Raw genomic sequence first — 16,668 nt, 5'->3', positions numbered from 1 at the left:
CTAACACAGGAAGCACAGCATACGGGGGAGTGCACGTCAAGCGTACGACGGGCGCATCGTCCCCGACAGGACAACTGGGTGCGGATGCCGGGCTGGTGCGAGGGACAGCGCTGTGCTCCTTCACCAACGCTGTCTACAACGGGTCACCCGTCATTTTGCATATTGTGACGGTTAGTGGGAACTGCGGCGCTGGCAACTACCGCACGTCGGGGACGGGACTCGACTATCAAGCTTCGGGCTCATACTCGCTCAAGGCTGTTCCCTGGACTCCTTACCAGACGGTTCCGTAGAATAGGCGTCCAGCGTGCCGACTGGCGGAGTCGGGCAATACCCTGGCGCCAAAGACCAAGGATTGCGCCCGCACTAGGCTCGATGCCATGACCGACACTGCACGCACCCCCACCCCGATCGACGAGATCGCCGACGCGTGGGTGGACGCCTATGCCGAGCTCGACCCGTCGGTCGCGACCTACATCGGCCGGTTCGAACACAACGGCCGACTCGCCGACTTCTCACCCGCCGGCCACGAGGCCCGTGTCGAGGCGACGCGGGCAACGCTCGCGGAACTGCGCCGCACCGAGCCGTCCGACGAGATCGACGCCGTCACGAAAGAAGACCTCGCGCGCGAGCTCGAACTCGACCTCGAGCTGCACGAGGCGCGGCAGCACCTGCGCGACGTCAACGTCATCGCCTCGCCCGTGCAGGACATCCGCTCGACGTTCGACCTCATGCCGACCGAGACGACCGAGGACTGGGCGACGATCGCGACGCGGCTCGGCGCCGTGCCCGCCGCGATCGACGGGTACATCGAGACGCTGCGCACCGGCATCGCCGACGGGGTCGTGCCCGCGCGTCGCCAGGTCGTCGAGTGCGTGACCCAGATCGCGCGCTACACGGCCGACAACGGGTTCTTCGCGGAGTTCGCCGCCGAGGCGGCCCCGGCGGACGGGCAGCTTCCCGCGTCGCTCGCGCGCGAGATCGCCGACGGGGCGGGCGCCGCGCGCGTCGCCTACGATGCCCTCGCCCACTTCTTCTCGACCGAGCTCGCGCCGGCCGCGACCGAGAAGGACGCCGTGGGTCGCGAGCTCTACGCCCTCAACTCGCGTCGGTTCCTCGGGGCGACGATCGATCTCGACGAGACCTACGAGTGGGGGATCCAAGAGCTCGCCCGCATGGTGGCCGAGCAGACCGCGATCGCGAACGAGATCGCCCCCGGTGCATCCGTCGAAGAGGCCGTCGCCCTGCTCGAGCAGGACCCGTCGCGCAAGCTCTACGGCACCGAGGCGCTGCAGACCTGGATGCAACAGACGAGCGACCGCGCCGTCGACGAGCTCGGGCGCACGCATTTCGACATCGCCGAGCCGATCCGCCGTCTCGAGTGCATGATCGCACCGACGAAGGAAGGCGGGATCTACTACACGGGTCCGACCGATGACTTCTCGCGCCCCGGCCGCATGTGGTGGTCGGTGCCCGAGGGCGTCACCGAGTTCGACACGTGGCGCGAGCTGACGACGGTCTATCACGAGGGCGTTCCCGGCCACCACCTGCAGATCGCGCAGGCGGTCTACAACCGTGCGCAGCTCAACTCGTGGCGCCGCCTGCTCGCGGGCACGAGCGGCCACGCCGAGGGCTGGGCACTGTACGCCGAGCGCCTCATGCAGGAGCTCGGCTATCTCGACGACCCCGCCGACCGGCTCGGCATGCTCGACGGCCAGCGCATGCGCGCCGCCCGCGTCGTGCTCGACATCGGCGTGCACCTCGAGAAGCCGCGGCTCGACGGGCAGGGCACATGGGACCACGACTACGCGCTCGACTTCATGCGCAGCAACGTCAACATGCCCGACGAGTTCGTGCAGTTCGAGGTCAACCGCTATCTGGGCTGGCCCGGGCAGGCACCGTCGTACAAGGTCGGTCAGCGCATCTGGGAGCAGCTGCGCGACGACGTGCGCACCCGCCAAGGCGACGCGTTCGACATCAAGGCGTTCCACAAGCGCGCCCTCGACGTCGGCGGTGTGGGGCTGGACACGCTGCGTTCGGCGCTCAGTCGCTGACCATGCCGGACGGATCGTCTCGCAGCAGCCGGATGACCTCGTCGTCGCTCGTCTGGGTGAAGTCGTCGTAGAACGGTCCGACAGCCCAGAACTCGCTCTCGCGATGCGGGCAGACGAACTCGTCGGCGGCAGCATCCGGTCGCCACGTGCGCGGCGCCACGGGAACCGCCACGACGACGTGCGCCGCGCCGCGGGCCTTCGCCGACCGGCAGGCGGCGTTCATCGTCGCTCCCGTCGCGACGCCGTCGTCGACGATGAGCACGGTGCGGTCGGTGAGGTCGAGCGGCGCCGCCCCGAACGCCCGGCTCCGTCGATCGAGCTCGATCCGCTCGCGCGCTTCGACGCTCGCGAGCTGCTCGTCACTCACGTTTCCGTCCCGCAGGACGTCGTCGTGGACGATGCGAACGCCCTCGGCGATCGCGCCGACGGCGTATTCCTCGCGGTCGGGAGCACCGAGCTTGCGCACGACCGCGACATCGAGGGGGAGCTGGAGTCGCCGCGCGACGACAGCGGCCACGACGACGCCGCCACGCGGGATGCCGAGCACGACCGCATCCGTCCGCGCCCACGTGGCGAGCGCGTCGCTCAGCTGCTCGCCGGCATCGACCCGATCCGCGAAGATGGCCACGCGCCCACTCTACGCCGCGGGAATGCGCCGGCAAGGGGATCGGTTTGCATTCATGTGAATGAAGGAGTGCACGCATGACCACGGATATCCAGTTCGGACTCGACACGTTCGGCGACATCACGACGGATGAGACCGGCGCGCCCGTGTCGGACGCGGAGACGATCCGGCAGGTCGTCGCCCAGGCGGTCCGCGCCGACGAGGTCGGGCTGTCGTTCTTCGGCGTGGGGGAGCACCACCGTCCTGAGTTCGCCGTATCGAGTCCCGAGATCGTGCTCGCGGCGGCAGCATCCGTCACGTCCTCGATCCATCTCGGAACCGCGGTGACGGTGCTCTCGAGCGACGATCCCGTGCGCGTGTACGAGCGGTTCGCGACGCTCGACGCCGTCTCGAACGGACGCGCCGAGGTCATCCTCGGTCGCGGATCGTTCATCGAGTCGTTCCCGCTGTTCGGCTACGACCTGAGCGATTACGAGGTGCTCTTCGACGAGAAGCTCGACCTCTTCTCGCAGCTCATGACCGAGAAGCCGGTGACCTGGAACGGCACGACCCGCGCGGCGCTGCAGGACGCAGACGTCTACCCCAAGACCGAGAACGGCCTCAAGGCATGGGTCGGGGTGGGCGGATCGCCCGAGTCCGTCGTCCGCACGGCGCGATACGGCTACGGGCTCATGCTCGCCATCATCGGCGGACCGGCGGGACGCTTCCGCCCGTTCGTCGACCTGTACCACCGCTCGCTCGCATCGTTCGGCCGCGAGACGCTGCCGATCGGCGTGCACTCGCCGGGACACGTCGCCGAAACCGACCAGCAGGCGTGGGACGAGGCCTACCCGGGCTTCGAATCCCTCAACAACACCATCGGGCGCGAGCGCGGGTGGCCCGCCTACAACCGACTGCGATTCCAGCACGACGTCGGATCGGAGGGCGCCGTCTACGCCGGCTCACCCGAGACGGTGGCGCGGAAGATCGCCGACACGGTGCGCACGCTCGGCGTGCAGCGCTTCGACATGAAGTTCTCGACGGGAACGCTGTCGCACGAGAAGATGATGCGCTCGATCGAGCTGTACGGATCGAAAGTCGTCCCGCTCGTGCGCGACATGCTGTCGTGAGGCGTGCGCGGCATCCGTAGCATGACGATATGACCGATGCCGCCACGATCCCCGAGCGTCTCGACGCACTGCCGTTCACGAAGCGTCACCTGCGCGTGCTCACCGGGTCGGGGCTCGGCTGGGCGCTGGATGCGATGGACGTCGGCCTCATCTCGTTCGTCATCGCGGCGCTGGCCGCGCAGTGGTCGCTGCAGCCGGGCGAGACGGCGTGGATCGCGTCGGTGGGTTTCATCGGCATGGCGATCGGGGCGAGTGTCGGCGGCCTGCTCGCCGATCGATTCGGGCGCCGCCAGGTCTTCGCCGCGACGCTGCTCGTCTACGGCCTCGCGACGGGGGCGAGCGCACTCGTCGGGGGTCTGGCCGCGCTGCTCGTGCTGCGATTCCTCGTCGGACTCGGACTCGGCGCGGAGCTGCCCGTCGCATCGACCTACGTGAGCGAGTTCGCCCCGGCGCGCATGCGCGGGCGGCTCATCGTGATCCTCGAGGCGTTCTGGGCCGTGGGGTGGACTGCGGCGGCGCTCATCGGCTTCCTCGTGATCCCCGGCTCGGATGACGGCTGGCGCTGGGCGTTCGCGCTGGGCGCCATCCCCGCGGCCTACGCCATCATCGTGCGGTGGGGGCTCCCCGAGTCGGCGCGGTGGCTCAACCGGCGCGGAAAGCACGCGCGTGCGGACGAGATCGTGCGCTCCTTCGAGCGCTCCGCCGGCGTCGCCTCACCGACCGTCACCCTCAGCGTCGTGGACGCCCCGGTCGCGACCTCGCTCTCGTCGCGTGTCGGGGCGCTCTGGGCGCGGGAGTTCCGCGTGCGGACCCTCAGCCTGTGGGTCGTGTGGTTCTGCGTGAACTTCTCGTACTACGGCGCCTTCATCTGGATTCCGTCGATCCTCGTCGCACAGGGCTACGACCTCGTGCGCTCGTTCGGGTTCACCCTCATCATCACGCTCGCGCAGCTGCCCGGCTATGCCGTGGCCGCGTGGCTCATCGAGGTGTGGGGTCGCCGAGCGACCCTGTCGGTGTTCCTCGTGGGCTCGGCCACCGCGGCGGTCTTCTTCGGCACGGCGACGACCGAGGGTGCCGTGATCGCGGCGGGCATGGCGCTGTCGTTCTTCAACCTCGGCGCGTGGGGAGCGCTCTACGCCGTGACACCCGAGATGTACCCGACGTCGCTGCGCGCGACCGGATCGGGATGGGCCGCCGGCGTCGGGCGCATCGCGTCGATCATCGCGCCGCTGAGCGTGCCGCCGCTGCTCCTCGCGGGCGGGGCGCCGCTGCTCTTCGTGCTGTTCGCGGTCTTCTTCATCGTGGCGGCCGCCGCCGCGTGGGGTCTCGTCGATCGGCGCGGACGCGCACTCGATGACCGGTGAGCGGCCGTACGCTGGTGCGGTGACCTCCGTTCGCTACGTCGCCATCGGCGACTCGTTCACCGAAGGCGTGGGCGACGACCTTCCCGACGGTCGTGTTCGGGGCTGGGCCGACCTCGCAGCTCAAGGGTGGGCGGATGCCGCGGGCCGACCGATCTCCTACGCCAATCTCGCGATCCGGGGCAAGCTCGTGTGGCCCATCGTCGACGAGCAGCTCGAACCCGCACTCGCCCTGAAGCCGACGCACCTGTCGTTCAACGGCGGAGGCAACGACATGCTGCGCCCGCGCACGAGCATGGCGCACGTGCTGTCGGCCTTCGACAGGGTCATCCGCCGGTGCGACGAGGAGGGCGTGCGGCTGATCCTGCTGTCGGGCGCGAACCCGTCCGGACAGCTGCCGCTGCGGCGGGTCATCCAGCGGCGCGGTGATGTGCTGTCGGCCGCTGTCGTCGCGCACATCGCCGATCGACCCGACATCGTCCGGGCCCTCAACTGGCCCGACCTCGAGCTGTCCACGGCGCCGTACTGGTCGGAGGACCGGCTGCACATGAATTCGCGCGGGCACCACCGGGTCGCCGCGCGCGTGCTCACGGCGCTCGGCTTCGAGCCGCCCCAGGAGTGGTGGTCGCTGCCCACCGCCGCGGCGACGGGGGCACGCGGCGCGGCCTATTATCGCGAGCACGTCGGCCCGTGGCTGCGGCGCCGCCTCTCGGGCACCTCGTCGGGCGACGGCCGCGAGCCGAAGTTCGGCGCCTGGACCGAGGTCGCCCCGTCGCCGGGCTGAGGGTCATCGAGGTTCCTCCGTGGGGCGCACCCGCCGCACGGAGTAGGTGAGTTCGGCGAACGCACCGGCCTGACGGACGGCGACGAGCTCGAGCACGTCGGCGCCCAGGGCACGCGGCAGCAGCGGCTTGCCCGACCGCAGCGTCGCAGGAGCGACCGAGAGCCGGACCTCATCGAGCAACCCGGCGTCGGCGAACTGCCCCGCGAGGTCGCCGCCCCCGACGATCCAGACGTCGCGGTCGCCCGCCGACTCGACGATCGCCGGCCAGGATTCCCGCACATCGCCGGACGCGAAGCGCACATCAGCCCCGGGAATCGACGGCAGATCGCGAGTCGTGAACACCCAAGTCGGTCTCGTGCCGTAATACGCGGGCCACTTCTCGGGGTGCGCGACGAGATCTTCGTGCTGCACGACCCACTCGTAGGTCGATGACCCCTGCACGAGCACGCCGATGCCGTCGAGGAACCGCTGGAAATCGGCATCGCCGCCCTCGCCGCCGGGCGCCGCGAAGAGCCAGTCGAGCGAGTCGTCGTCGGTGGCGATGAAGCCGTTGAGCGTGGTCGCGGTGGAGAAGATGGCGCGCGTCATGGCGGACACGTTAGCGCCCGCCGCCGACACGAGACCGCGCCCTAATCGACCGGCGGACGGCCTGTCAAGCGGTTGGCGTGACGTGCGGCATCCCGGACGATCGGTCGAGAACGGAACACGTCACGCGTTCCGGGAGGGAGAATCATGAGCATCGGTGCCGGAGTACTGCTGTTCGTCGTCGGCGCGATCCTCGCGTTCGCCGTCAACGTCGAGGTGGAGTGGGTGAATCTCGACCTCATCGGCTACATCCTGATGGGAGCGGGCGCGCTCGTGTTCATCATCGGGCTGATTCTGCTGGCCCGTCGCCGGCAGACCGACTCCGTGACCCGCACCTCGGTCGATCCCACGGTGGGCGAGCAGGTCACGCGTCGGACGACGCGGGCCGACGACGACGTGATCTGACCCGCCGGTTCATCCGGCGTCGGAGAAGACGACGACACGGTCGCCGTCGAGGACGAACTGCAGGGCGCTGCCCTCGGGAAACCGCTCCCGCAGTTCGTCGGGCAGGCCCGCATCGACCGGGAACTGCAGCGTCGCGGGAAAGGCGCCCGTGCCGCAGCCCGAGAACATGCCGCCCTGCGGGTACTCGGCGCCCGTCTCGATGTCCTCGGTGAACACCACCAGCAGGCATTCCTGCTCGACGCCGCCGGCGAAGTACCCGCCCCTGGGGCGCAGCGGTGTCAGGCCGTAGAAGTCGTCGTAGCCGGCTGAGCCCGTACCGGCGACCCCGACGAACTCGGGCCAGTCGAAATCGTCGATCGCGTGCAGCGTCGCGACCTGTCGCACGCTGCCGCCGCCGAGGGCCGAGATGCCGGAGACCCCGACCGTCGCCGCGACGCCCACCAGCAGCGCGACGACGACGGAGGCGATCCACAGCGCGAGCGTGCGCCGGGGGAGTGACGGCCGCGGAGGGATGTCGTCGCCGGGTGCGGACGGCAGGGAGCTCTCCGCAGCAGCCGGTACGACCTCGACGACGGGCGCGTCTTCTCGCGAGGGATCCGTCGTGTCGACGTGCTCGTCCGTATCGGTCCGCCGCTGCGTCGGTCGAGCGAGGCGCTCGAGCTCTTCGAGCCGGTGCTGCGCCGAGGGGTCGACATCGATGTCGGCCTCACGCCCGTAGGCGCGGGCACGCAGCATCCGCAACTCTTCTCGGGTCGTCTCGTCCATCGCAAGCATCGTCGCACACTGTCGCAGTGCCGCCGCCGCCAGGCACGGTACCGCTCTCCACCGACGGTCAGTCCGTGGGCGGACGACGCAGCTTCTTGACGTCGGTGCGGCGCTTCTTCTGCGCCAGGCGCCGCTCCTTCGAGCCTCGCGTCGGCTTCGTCGTGCGTCGCGCACGCGTGGGCGGGCGAACCGCGTCGGCCACGAGCTCTGCCAGCCTCGTGCGCGCGGCATCCCGATTGCGCAGCTGCGCGCGATACTCGGATGCGACGACTGTGACCACGCCGTTGACGAGCCGCCCGCTCAGCCGGTCGAGCAGCCGCTCGCGCTGGAGCGGCGAGAGAACGGCTGAGCCGGCGACGTCCCAGACGAGTTCGACCCGGGAGTCGGCGGTGTTGACACCCTGCCCGCCGGGACCGGACGATCGGGAGAAGCGCCACGACAGCTCGGACTCGGGAATCGTGATCCTCGAGTCGACCCGAAGACCGGGGCGGTGAGCGGCGGGCATGGATCCATCATCCCCCTGCCGCGTGGGCACGGTGCCGAACGCCAGAGGGAGGGGCGCGCGGGTGCGCACCCCTCCCTTCGGTGTCGGCGTCAGCGCGTGCTGTACGCCGGGTGCCAGGTCGAATCGGTCTCGGTGACGGCGCGGCCGTTGACCACGCCCGAGACAGAGACGTCGATCGAGTGAGCCGGCACCTGCACGAGGCGCGTGTTCACCGAGACAGCCGCCGTGTTGCCTGGCGCGACCTTCGCGAACGACTTGCCGCCGAAGGCTGTCGTCACGACGACGTCGACCGGAACGTCCGCGTCGTTGGTCACGGCGATGGACACATAGCCCTTGCCGGCGAGAGTGCGCGGGGTGACCTCGACCGTCACGGGAAGCTGCGCCGGCGCGACGGCTGCGCGCCACGGACCCCACTGACCGCTGCCGTTCTTGGCTCTGACGAACACGGACCGATCGTCGGCGTTGTCGGCGGTGAGGGGGATGCTGCCGGCGAAGCCCACCGTGTGCCCCGTGCCGTCGAGCGTGAGCGGCGCGGTCTCACCGATCGACGCACGGTCGGCGGCGAGCGCCGCCTCGACGGCGACGATGTCGGTGACGGCCGGGCGGCGCTCGGCCGACCGCGGCTCGGCGCCGTAACGGTCATCGCTGGCGACACCGGTGATCGTGATATCGCCGTTCTCGGCGCGATCAGCCGCGACGTGGTCGATCACCCCGCCCAGGCTCGCGGTGTAGGGCTGGTAGGCGGCTTCGGCCGCATAGCGGATGCCGGGAGCGACCTTGTTCCAGAACTCGTCGACGCGGGTGTAGGACGGGAAGAATCCGCCCGTGCGCGACGTGCCGATCTCGTAGGTGTACGCGGGCACACCGAGCTGCGAGTAGATCCAGTCGATGTCGTTGCCCGAGTTGTTGTAGAGGATCTCACCCGCCTTGCCCGTGGCGAACCCGTTGGCGTACGACTGGCGGAACGCGTTCGCCTTAATCGGTTCGAGGTTCGGAACGGCATCGGTGGCCGAGTAGGCGTACGGGTAGATGACGTAGTCGGAGTACGAATGCAGGTTGACGTACGTGCCGGTGCGCGTATCCGGCGCCGCCTGCGTGTTCTCTGCCGTGAACGAGCCGAACAGGTCGGTAAGCAGGCCCGAGAGTGCTTGGATTTCGGGCTCGGAGTGCGGTGCGACACCCGTGTAGGTGCCCGCGTTGGGGTTCGAGCTCGTCGAGGCCTCGGCCCAGTGGAAGCCCCAGTTGCGGTTCAGGTCGACACCCGGCTGCTGGCTGCTCCAGCTGTCGCTGGTCGGCGCGAACAGCGTGTCGTTGACGTTCTTGCGCTGCCACGCTTTCGACGTGTTCGGGGGAGTGGCGTCACCGTTGGCATTGACCGGAGAGGTCGCGAGCGCCGTTTCGACGAGCTCGGCACCGTCGGGGTTGTTCTGGAAGTTGATCCAGACCTCGGTGCTGTCCAGCAGTGCCGTGACCTGCGGGTCGGAGCCGTAGCCGTCGAGCAGCTCGGTCGCGTAGCGCCACGCGAGCTCACTCGTGATGACCTCGCGCGCGTGCGCCTGGGCGACGAGCACGAAGCGCGGACGACCTTCCTGCCCGTCCGTCGGCGCGGGCTGGTCGGCGACGTCGGCCGTGAGGCGCACGGCGAGCAGGTCGTTGCCGCCGCGGTCCTGGGTCTTCAGCCACGAGTCTCCGAAGTCGACGAGTTCGGCCACCTCGGGGTAGGCCTCGACGATGTCGTGCGCGAACTCGGTGTACGCATCGACCGTGCGGTATCCGCCGAAGTACGTTTCGTACTCCGTGCCGGAGAGACGCTCGGGAACCGGGTAGTTCGTCGCGGCGACAGCGGAGCGGGCCGCGCGGAAGACGGCTGCAGTGTCGCCGCCGATCGTTGCGGCGTACGGCGCTACGGCGACCGGCGTGACGCCGCGGTCCGCGAGCAGTGCCTCGGTGCTCGCGTCGCCGAGCACGATGAGGCCGTGCGCGTCGGATCCGATGACGTCCAGGTCACCCGCAGCCGCGCTGTCGTCGCCGTCGAGCGTGAAGAGTCGGACGTCGTCGTCCTCGGCGGAGAATGCCGCGCCGGGCGCGATCAGAATGCCGCCGACGGCGAGTGCGGCCGTGGCCGCGAGCGCGGTGACACGGGTGGAGTGGCGTGACATGGGGGAGTCCTTTTCTCGAGTCGCTGCTCAGGGGGAGGAGCGCCCTCGTCACGCTAGGGAGCGCGGCGAAGTCGGCTCAAGGCGCTCGTAACACGGCGATACGCGACGTCTCCGAACGTCATCTTTCGTACGTGGGCGGAGCGGCTGTGCAATTCGGCGAGCAGCGGCAGAGGCTTCGCCGTGATCGGATGCTGCGCACGCGGCCTTTATCGCGCAGCATCCGCATCGTAGTCTCCTCGCATGCGCACGCTCAGGTACTCCATAAACGTCACGCTCGACGGCTGCGTCGACCATCGGGAGGGGGTTCCCGATCCGGAAAGCCACCGCTACGCGACGGACATCATCGCACGTGCCGACGCCCTGATCCTCGGTCGCGTGACCTATCAGATGATGGAGGGTGCCTGGCGGGCCCCGATATCGGACGACATGCCTGAATGGACCCACCCGTTCGCGGAGACGATCGGTGCCGCAGAGAAGTTCGTCGTGTCCTCGTCTCTGACCTCAGTCGACTGGAATGCGCAGCTTCTTCGCGGCGATCTGCGACGGGAAGTACAGCGGCTGAAGGAGATGCCCGGCGAGAGCCTCTACACGGGTGGAGTGACGCTTCCGACGGCATTGGCGGGGTGGGGCCTCATCGACGAGTACGAGTTCATCGTGCTGCCGCGGATCGCGGGACACGGTCCGCGATTGTTCGACGGGCTGCCCGCACCGCTGGATCTCGCGCTCGTGGGTCGCGTGGAGTTCGACTCGGGAGCCGTCGCGCTCACCTACGTCCCGAATCGATGAACGAAAATGACGACCGACGTCATGCGACCATGATGATCGTCCACACGGGGGAGAGGCGGCCGATCAGCCCTTCGCGACGGTGATGCTGGTCGGCGTCGGGTTCGCGAAGAGGTCGAGCACGGGGCAGTGCGCGTCAACGACGTTCTTCAGTTCGTCGTAGCGCTCCTGCGTCTCGGGACCGTCGATGCGGATGTTCAGGCGCACATCGCTGAACCCGGCGCGCACGGTCTCGTCGATGCCGAACAGCCGACGCGCATCGAGGTCGCCCTCGGCGTCGACGCGGATGTCATCGACCTGGATGCCGAGCGCCTGCGCATAGAGGCGGTAGACGACGATCTGGCACGAGATCAGCGCACCGAGGGCGTACTCGACGGGGCTGGCCGCGACGTCGTCGCCAGCCAGCGCTGCGGGCTCGTCGACGACGAACTCATGCTTGCCCGCGCGGATGACGCTCGCAACCGAGCCGGATCCTTCTCCGCTGACACGGTAAGTGAGGCGGGCACTGTTCGCGTCGGCAGCGATGCGTCCGTTCCAGGAGGCGCTGGCGGCGGTGAGTCGTGCGGCACGGTCATCGGCGGTGGTCTGAGCGGCGGAGGTGTCGAGAAGAGTCATATCGGTCACGTTAGGTCTGACCACCGTGAGGAAGCGCGCGATCGGTAACACGAGGTCACAACCGCAGGCTACTCGCGGACGGACCATTGGACGATGAGAACCCGCAGCGCGAGTTGCGTGGGAGAGCGCACGCAACGGAAGACGTCATCCGCGTACTGACATAATGTGCATTATCGGCTACATCGCGGAAGCGACATCGGTGCGCGAGAAGTCCTGACCCTTGTAGAGCAAAGGGACGCCGAGATGCCGTGACAACGCGTACGAGAAGCAGTCGCCGAAGGTGAGGCCGGCTTCGTGTCGCCCTTTACCGAAACGACGCCACGCGGCTGATGCCAGCGCAGCCTGAGTGTCGTCGACGGCGATGATAGCCACCAGGCCAGGAAGAAATCCTCGCCTGCGTCGACGCGTCACCGAGTGGGACGCGATTGCAGCCCCGGCTCCTGGCACCCCTACCCTCGAATCATGCTCGACTCGCTGACGGGATTCGTCGTGGTCGGCGTCGCGATCCTGGTCGGCTGGATCCTGGGACGCATCGATCTGCTCGGCGAGCACGCGCGGCCGGTACTCGCGCGCCTGACGTTCTTCGTCCTGTCACCGTTCCTGCTCTTCGTCGTGCTCGCACAGGCCGACGTCGCGATGCTCTTCTCCGCACTGCTGCCCGTCTCGGCCATCGCCGCCCTCGCGGTCATGGCGGTCTACGTCGTGATCGCGCGCCTGACCTGGCGCCGCTCCGTCGGGGAAACCCTCATCGGAGCGCTGAGCGCGGGCCAGGTGAACTCGAACAACATCGGCATCCCGCTCTCGCTGTACCTGCTGGGCAGCGCCGCGTTCCCCGCGCCGGTCATCCTGCTGCAGCTGCTCATCTTCACGCCGATCTCGCTCACGATCCTCGACGCCGTCAGTTCGGGGCGCGCGTCGCTGTGGCGCACGCTCGGGCGCACGGCCGTCAATCCCATCGTGCTGGGCTCGGTGCTGGGCACGCTCGTCTCGGTGAGCGGACTCGAGCTGCCTCCGATCGTGATGGAGCCCGCGATCCTCGTCGCCAACGCCTGCGTGCCGGTGCTGCTCATCAGCTACGGCATCTCGCTGTACGGCCAGCGCGTGCTCGGCGCGTCGGGTCGACGCCGCGACATCGTGCTCGCGACGGCCCTCAAGCTCGTCGTCATGCCCGTCGTCGCCTGGGCGGTGGGCAAGTTCGTCTTCGGCATGCCGGACTTCGACGTGCTCGTCGTCGTCGTTCTGGCCGCTCTTCCGACCGCCCAGAACGTCTTCAACTACTCGCAGCGCTACAACGTCGGCGAGACCATCTCACGCGACACGATCTTCCTCACAACGGTCGGATGCGTGCCCGTCATCCTCCTCGCGACATTCCTCCTCGCGTGACGCGAACGGATGCCACGACACGCCCTGCGTCGCACCGCATCAAACCTTGAAGTCAGGGTCTAGACTTCAGGCGCCCCTATTCCAGGAATCTCCCAGGAAGGACACTCCCATGTCCACGGAAACCCCTGTCGCGAAGTCGGCCGTCAACGGTATTCGCACCGCGCTCGGCCTCGGCGGCCTCCTCGCCGTGATCGCCGGCGTCCTCATCCTCGTCTGGCCCGGTTGGACGGCGTTCGTCGTCGTCGCGATCATCGCCATCTACGCGATCGCCGCGGGCCTCGTCTACGCGGGTCTCGGCATCTTCTCCAAGACGAAGGGCGGATGGTCGCGTGTCGGCCACATCCTGCTCGGCGTGCTGTACATCATCGCCGGCATCGTGGCGCTGCTGAATCTCGCGACCGCCACGGCCTGGTTCGCGTTGTTCCTCGGCCTGTTCGTCGGTATCGCCTGGATCATCGAGGGCGTCATCTCGCTCACGACCCTCGCCGACGCCGCATCGAAGGCGTGGACGATCTTCTTCGCGATCCTCAGCATCATCGCGGGCATCGTCCTGCTGTTCTCGCCGCTGTGGGGCTCGATGGTGCTCTGGCTGCTGCTGGGCATCTCGTTCGTGGTGCTGGGAATCGTGCAGGTCATCCGCGCCTTCACCTTCAAGAGCATCGCCTGACACGGCTTCTCGTGTGAACGGTCCTCGGCGCGCACGCCGGGGACCGTTCGCATTCACCGAGCCGGCAGCATCCGCTCCCACCAGCCGAGCACGGCGCCGAACCGCTCGACCCGATGCCGCGGACGACCCGAACGCGTCAGGTCGTGGTTCTCCCCCGGGAAGATGAGCATTTCGGCCGGTGTCCCCTGCCGTTTGAGCGCGGAGTAGTACCGCGTCGCCTGCTCGAGAGGGCACCGGTAGTCAAGTTCGGCGTGCATGACGAGCGTCGGCGTGCGCACGTCGCCCACGGCGGCGAGCGGACTCTGCCGGGCGATGTCCACGGGATCGACGCCGACGTACTCGTCTCCGAAGAACGACCCGATGTCGCTCGTCCCCTGGAATGACGTCGGGTCCAGGAAGCCCCGCTCGACGATGGCGCCCGCGAACCGGTGGTCGTGCGCGATGATCCAGGCGGTCAGATAGCCGCCGTACGATCCGCCCATGATGCCGACGCGCGACGCGTCGAGCCGCGAATCGGCCGCCAGTGCGCCCTCGAAGAAGTCGATGACGTCCTGGTGGTCGACAGTGCCCATCGCGCCCCGGATGCTGCGCCCGTGCGCCCGCCCGTATCCCGCCGAGCCGCGCGGGTTGCTGTACACGACGGCGTAGCCCGCGTCGACGAGCACCTGGGTCTCGTCGAACAGATGCATGCCGTACGCGGCATATGGCCCACCGTGGATCTGCAGGATGACGGGGAACGGCCCCTCCCCCTCGGGCGTCGCGACCCAGCCGTGCACGGGCGTGCCGTCGCGACCCTCGACCGTGAGCTCACGCGGCAGCACGATCCCGGATGCCGCGACCGCGGCGCCGAACGCCGTCAGAGGGCGCGCTGGACCATCACCGAGCACGAAGAGCTCGCCGAACGATTGGGGCGTCGCGACAGCCGCGACGATCCGCCCCGCGCCCGCCGCGTGGCCCGCGACGGCGACGTCGCCGCCGAGCATCTCGGATACGTCGCCCGATCGCGTCACGCGAAGCAGCCGCACGCGTCCACGCCTGCGATCCTGCACGAGCAGATCATCGCCGTCGAAGCCGATGTGGCTGCCGACTTCACCGAGGTCGATCGTCTCGGGATCGGTGAGTCGCCGCGGTTCGCGCGCACCGAGCATCCACAGTGCGACCCCCGGAGCGACGAAGTCGACGCCCGACTCCCCCGCGTCCGACGCCAGCACGAACACGGTGCCGTCGGGAGCCACGGCGAGATCGTTGACCGACAGGCCCGTGTCGGGCCTGAGCACATCGCGCGTCGCTTCGCCGGGCGTGAGCGCGACGATGCGCGAGCGCAGATCGCGGCGATCATGCTCGATCTCGTCGACGACCGCGAGGACGCTCTCTCCGCGGAAGACGATCCCGCTGTGAGAGGCCGCGCCCTCGGTCAGCTGCGCGGGCTCCCCGGGGATCATCCGGCGGACCGCAGGCTCTGCGCCGTCGGGCAGCACCGTGGGCGCCGGCTCGTAGAACGGCTCGCTGTCGACCAGGGGCGCCGCGACGATGAAGACGTGCGCCGGCCGATCGGCGAGATAGCCGAGGCCGTTCGCGTGCCAGCGCACGCCCGTGATCCGCCGCGGACTCTCGGCCGCGGCATCCAGCCCCTCGACGGTGCCGTAGCGACCCGGTTCCGGCACGCGCGCCGTGAAGGCCAGTCGCGCGCCGTCGGGCGACCACGCGAACTCCGAGACGCCGAGCGGTGCGTCCGTCGCCTGCACCGGTTCTCCGCCACCTGCCGCGACGACGAAGATCTGCGGCCGGTCATTCTCGTCACCGCGCAGGAACGCGATCCGGGTGTCGTCGGGCGCGAGCGCGGGCGCCGTGTCGGCGACGCCGCGCGTGAGGCGGCGCGGGGTGCCCTGCGGCAGGTCGACCCGCCACAGCTGACCGACGTCGCGATTCGCCTCGATGTCAGGGCGCGAGGTCGCGAAGACCGCGAACGACCCGTCGCGGGCGATGTCGGGCCGACCGACCGCGATGAGCTTGTCGATGTCGGTGGCCCGCATGCTCACTCCTTCGCGAACGAGTCGGTGTCGCCGATGAGCCGCGTGTGGTCATCGGGAAGAGGATCGACCGCCGCCCGGGCGATCTCGGCGGCGAACTCGGACACGTTGTAGAGACGCCCGGCCGACTCGCGACGTGACGAGATCGCGCCCGGGTTGGCCCGCTCGAGCAGCGTCGCGGTGATCGTGCCCTCGATCATGTCGCCCGACACGACGACGAATCCGATGCCCTTCGCCTCGAGTTCGGGGATCCGCGCGCGCAGGGCGTCCTCGCCCGCGCGCTTGGACAGCGCGACCGGCTCGTACTCGGGCATCGTCGGCGTCGTGCGGATGAAGTGCGCCTGGTGGCTCGTGACGAAGACGACGCGCGAGCCTTCGCCGAGCAGCGGCAGCGCGGCATCCAGCACTCGCACCTGCGCGTCACGATTGAGCTGCAGTGCGTAGTCCTCTGCCATGCCCGCCTCCATGCCGCCCGAGGCGTTGAGCACGAGGATGTCGAGGCCTCCGAAGGTGCGCTGCACGGCGGCGAACATCTCGTTCACCGAATCCGTGTCGGTCAGATCCGCACCGACGACGAGAACCTCGACGCCGAGCTCGCGCAGCTGCGTCGCGAGCTTCTCGGCGCGCGGAGCCTTGTTGCGGAAGTTGATGACGACGTTCGCGCCCGCCTCGGCGAGATAGCGCACGGTGTCGGCGCCGATGCCGCGGGAAGAACCCGTCACGAGCGCGGTCTTGCCGCTCAAGGAGCCGGCTTCGAGGATCTGGGACATGGTGCTGCTCCTGGACGGGATGGGGCTGTGGGCGTCGCTCGAAAGGACGTGTCGACCCTATCAACCGGCCC

17 protein-coding genes are annotated in these 16,668 nt (G+C 69.0%); 8 read left to right on the top strand and 9 right to left on the bottom strand.

What is annotated here, in order from left to right:
• Window positions 1-377 precede the first annotated feature (377 nt).
• A complete protein-coding gene (locus tag ACWICD_RS07895; RefSeq protein ID WP_454139857.1) occupies window positions 378-2,051 on the top strand; it encodes a DUF885 domain-containing protein in 1,674 nt (557 codons plus the stop codon).
• Here the strand turns inward: ACWICD_RS07895 and ACWICD_RS07890 are convergent.
• On the bottom strand, window positions 2,041-2,679 hold the full coding sequence (locus ACWICD_RS07890) for a phosphoribosyltransferase (protein WP_454139856.1): 639 nt from the start codon (window positions 2,677-2,679) through the stop codon (window positions 2,041-2,043). The two genes, ACWICD_RS07895 and ACWICD_RS07890, sit on opposite strands and share 11 nt — an antisense overlap.
• A gap of 74 nt (window positions 2,680-2,753) precedes the next feature.
• Here ACWICD_RS07890 and ACWICD_RS07885 point away from each other — a divergent pair, with 74 nt between their 5' ends.
• The 3 genes from ACWICD_RS07885 to ACWICD_RS07875 are packed head-to-tail and all read left to right on the top strand — an operon-like array spanning window position 2,754 to window position 5,930.
• The gene (locus ACWICD_RS07885; protein ID WP_454139855.1) at window positions 2,754-3,785 is read left to right on the top strand and encodes an LLM class flavin-dependent oxidoreductase; all 1,032 of its coding nucleotides are present in this window, start codon (window positions 2,754-2,756) and stop codon (window positions 3,783-3,785) included.
• A gap of 29 nt (window positions 3,786-3,814) precedes the next feature.
• Entirely contained in the window at window positions 3,815-5,149 is a 1,335-nt protein-coding gene (locus ACWICD_RS07880; protein ID WP_454139854.1) for an MFS transporter, read from the top strand.
• 19 nt (window positions 5,150-5,168) lie between these two features.
• Window positions 5,169-5,930, top strand: a complete 762-nt coding sequence (locus ACWICD_RS07875; protein WP_454139853.1) for an SGNH/GDSL hydrolase family protein — start codon at window positions 5,169-5,171, stop codon at window positions 5,928-5,930.
• 3 nt (window positions 5,931-5,933) lie between these two features.
• Here the strand turns inward: ACWICD_RS07875 and ACWICD_RS07870 are convergent, their stop codons facing one another.
• Window positions 5,934-6,518, bottom strand: a complete 585-nt coding sequence (locus tag ACWICD_RS07870) for a dihydrofolate reductase family protein (RefSeq protein ID WP_454139852.1) — start codon at window positions 6,516-6,518, stop codon at window positions 5,934-5,936.
• Between the two features lie 144 nt (window positions 6,519-6,662).
• Here ACWICD_RS07870 and ACWICD_RS07865 point away from each other — a divergent pair, with 144 nt between their 5' ends.
• The gene (locus ACWICD_RS07865) at window positions 6,663-6,920 is read left to right on the top strand and encodes a DUF6458 family protein (protein WP_376126073.1); all 258 of its coding nucleotides are present in this window, start codon (window positions 6,663-6,665) and stop codon (window positions 6,918-6,920) included.
• A gap of 9 nt (window positions 6,921-6,929) precedes the next feature.
• Here the strand turns inward: ACWICD_RS07865 and ACWICD_RS07860 are convergent, their stop codons facing one another.
• The 3 genes from ACWICD_RS07860 to ACWICD_RS07850 all read right to left on the bottom strand — a co-directional run bounded on the left by ACWICD_RS07860 (window position 6,930) and on the right by ACWICD_RS07850 (window position 10,349).
• On the bottom strand, window positions 6,930-7,685 hold the full coding sequence (locus ACWICD_RS07860; RefSeq protein WP_376126076.1) for a hypothetical protein: 756 nt from the start codon (window positions 7,683-7,685) through the stop codon (window positions 6,930-6,932).
• 67 nt (window positions 7,686-7,752) lie between these two features.
• Window positions 7,753-8,190 (bottom strand): alternative ribosome rescue aminoacyl-tRNA hydrolase ArfB, encoded by a 438-nt coding sequence (arfB, locus tag ACWICD_RS07855; RefSeq protein WP_454139851.1) that lies wholly within the window; start codon window positions 8,188-8,190, stop codon window positions 7,753-7,755.
• Between the two features lie 89 nt (window positions 8,191-8,279).
• A complete protein-coding gene (locus tag ACWICD_RS07850; protein ID WP_454139850.1) occupies window positions 8,280-10,349 on the bottom strand; it encodes a M14 family zinc carboxypeptidase in 2,070 nt (689 codons plus the stop codon).
• Between the two features lie 240 nt (window positions 10,350-10,589).
• On the opposite strand from ACWICD_RS07850, the gene ACWICD_RS07845 reads away from it, so the two are divergent.
• Complete coding sequence (locus ACWICD_RS07845) at window positions 10,590-11,135, top strand: dihydrofolate reductase family protein (protein WP_376126084.1); 546 nt, start codon at window positions 10,590-10,592, stop codon at window positions 11,133-11,135.
• A 63-nt stretch (window positions 11,136-11,198) separates the two neighbouring features.
• Here the strand turns inward: ACWICD_RS07845 and ACWICD_RS07840 are convergent, their stop codons facing one another.
• Entirely contained in the window at window positions 11,199-11,747 is a 549-nt protein-coding gene (locus ACWICD_RS07840) for an OsmC family protein (protein ID WP_454139849.1), read from the bottom strand.
• Window positions 11,748-11,924: 177 nt separating this feature from the next.
• Window positions 11,925-12,194, bottom strand: a complete 270-nt coding sequence (locus ACWICD_RS07835; RefSeq protein ID WP_454139848.1) for a type II toxin-antitoxin system VapC family toxin — start codon at window positions 12,192-12,194, stop codon at window positions 11,925-11,927.
• Between the two features lie 15 nt (window positions 12,195-12,209).
• On the opposite strand from ACWICD_RS07835, the gene ACWICD_RS07830 reads away from it, so the two are divergent.
• On the top strand, window positions 12,210-13,130 hold the full coding sequence (locus ACWICD_RS07830; protein ID WP_376126091.1) for an AEC family transporter: 921 nt from the start codon (window positions 12,210-12,212) through the stop codon (window positions 13,128-13,130).
• 109 nt (window positions 13,131-13,239) lie between these two features.
• Window positions 13,240-13,797: an HdeD family acid-resistance protein gene (locus tag ACWICD_RS07825; protein ID WP_454139847.1), complete on the top strand. Its 558-nt coding sequence runs from the start codon at window positions 13,240-13,242 to the stop codon at window positions 13,795-13,797.
• Window positions 13,798-13,850: 53 nt separating this feature from the next.
• On the opposite strand, the gene ACWICD_RS07820 is transcribed toward ACWICD_RS07825, so the two are convergent.
• Complete coding sequence (locus ACWICD_RS07820; RefSeq protein WP_454139846.1) at window positions 13,851-15,830, bottom strand: S9 family peptidase; 1,980 nt, start codon at window positions 15,828-15,830, stop codon at window positions 13,851-13,853.
• Window positions 15,831-15,832: 2 nt separating this feature from the next.
• Window positions 15,833-16,597: an SDR family oxidoreductase gene (locus ACWICD_RS07815; protein WP_376126100.1), complete on the bottom strand. Its 765-nt coding sequence runs from the start codon at window positions 16,595-16,597 to the stop codon at window positions 15,833-15,835.
• Between the last annotated feature and the right edge of the window lie 71 nt (window positions 16,598-16,668).

Source organism: Microbacterium sp. NPDC055357, assembly GCF_053644835.1.
This window is presented reverse-complemented; position numbering and strand designations above follow the sequence as displayed.

Excerpts from the sequence above, each read along its gene's own strand:
- ACWICD_RS07895 (WP_454139857.1), top strand. The coding sequence starts at position 378 with ATGACCGACACTGCACGCACCCCCACCCCGATCGACGAGATCGCCGAC.
- ACWICD_RS07885 (WP_454139855.1), top strand. The coding sequence starts at position 2,754 with ATGACCACGGATATCCAGTTCGGACTCGACACGTTCGGCGACATCACG.
- ACWICD_RS07880 (WP_454139854.1), top strand. The coding sequence starts at position 3,815 with ATGACCGATGCCGCCACGATCCCCGAGCGTCTCGACGCACTGCCGTTC.
- ACWICD_RS07870 (WP_454139852.1), bottom strand. The coding sequence starts at position 6,518 with ATGACGCGCGCCATCTTCTCCACCGCGACCACGCTCAACGGCTTCATC.
- ACWICD_RS07865 (WP_376126073.1), top strand. The coding sequence starts at position 6,663 with ATGAGCATCGGTGCCGGAGTACTGCTGTTCGTCGTCGGCGCGATCCTC.
- ACWICD_RS07860 (WP_376126076.1), bottom strand. The coding sequence starts at position 7,685 with ATGGACGAGACGACCCGAGAAGAGTTGCGGATGCTGCGTGCCCGCGCC.
- arfB (WP_454139851.1), bottom strand. The coding sequence starts at position 8,190 with ATGCCCGCCGCTCACCGCCCCGGTCTTCGGGTCGACTCGAGGATCACG.
- ACWICD_RS07850 (WP_454139850.1), bottom strand. The coding sequence starts at position 10,349 with ATGTCACGCCACTCCACCCGTGTCACCGCGCTCGCGGCCACGGCCGCA.
- ACWICD_RS07845 (WP_376126084.1), top strand. The coding sequence starts at position 10,590 with ATGCGCACGCTCAGGTACTCCATAAACGTCACGCTCGACGGCTGCGTC.
- ACWICD_RS07840 (WP_454139849.1), bottom strand. The coding sequence starts at position 11,747 with ATGACTCTTCTCGACACCTCCGCCGCTCAGACCACCGCCGATGACCGT.
- ACWICD_RS07830 (WP_376126091.1), top strand. The coding sequence starts at position 12,210 with ATGCTCGACTCGCTGACGGGATTCGTCGTGGTCGGCGTCGCGATCCTG.
- ACWICD_RS07825 (WP_454139847.1), top strand. The coding sequence starts at position 13,240 with ATGTCCACGGAAACCCCTGTCGCGAAGTCGGCCGTCAACGGTATTCGC.
- ACWICD_RS07820 (WP_454139846.1), bottom strand. The coding sequence starts at position 15,830 with ATGCGGGCCACCGACATCGACAAGCTCATCGCGGTCGGTCGGCCCGAC.
- ACWICD_RS07815 (WP_376126100.1), bottom strand. The coding sequence starts at position 16,597 with ATGTCCCAGATCCTCGAAGCCGGCTCCTTGAGCGGCAAGACCGCGCTC.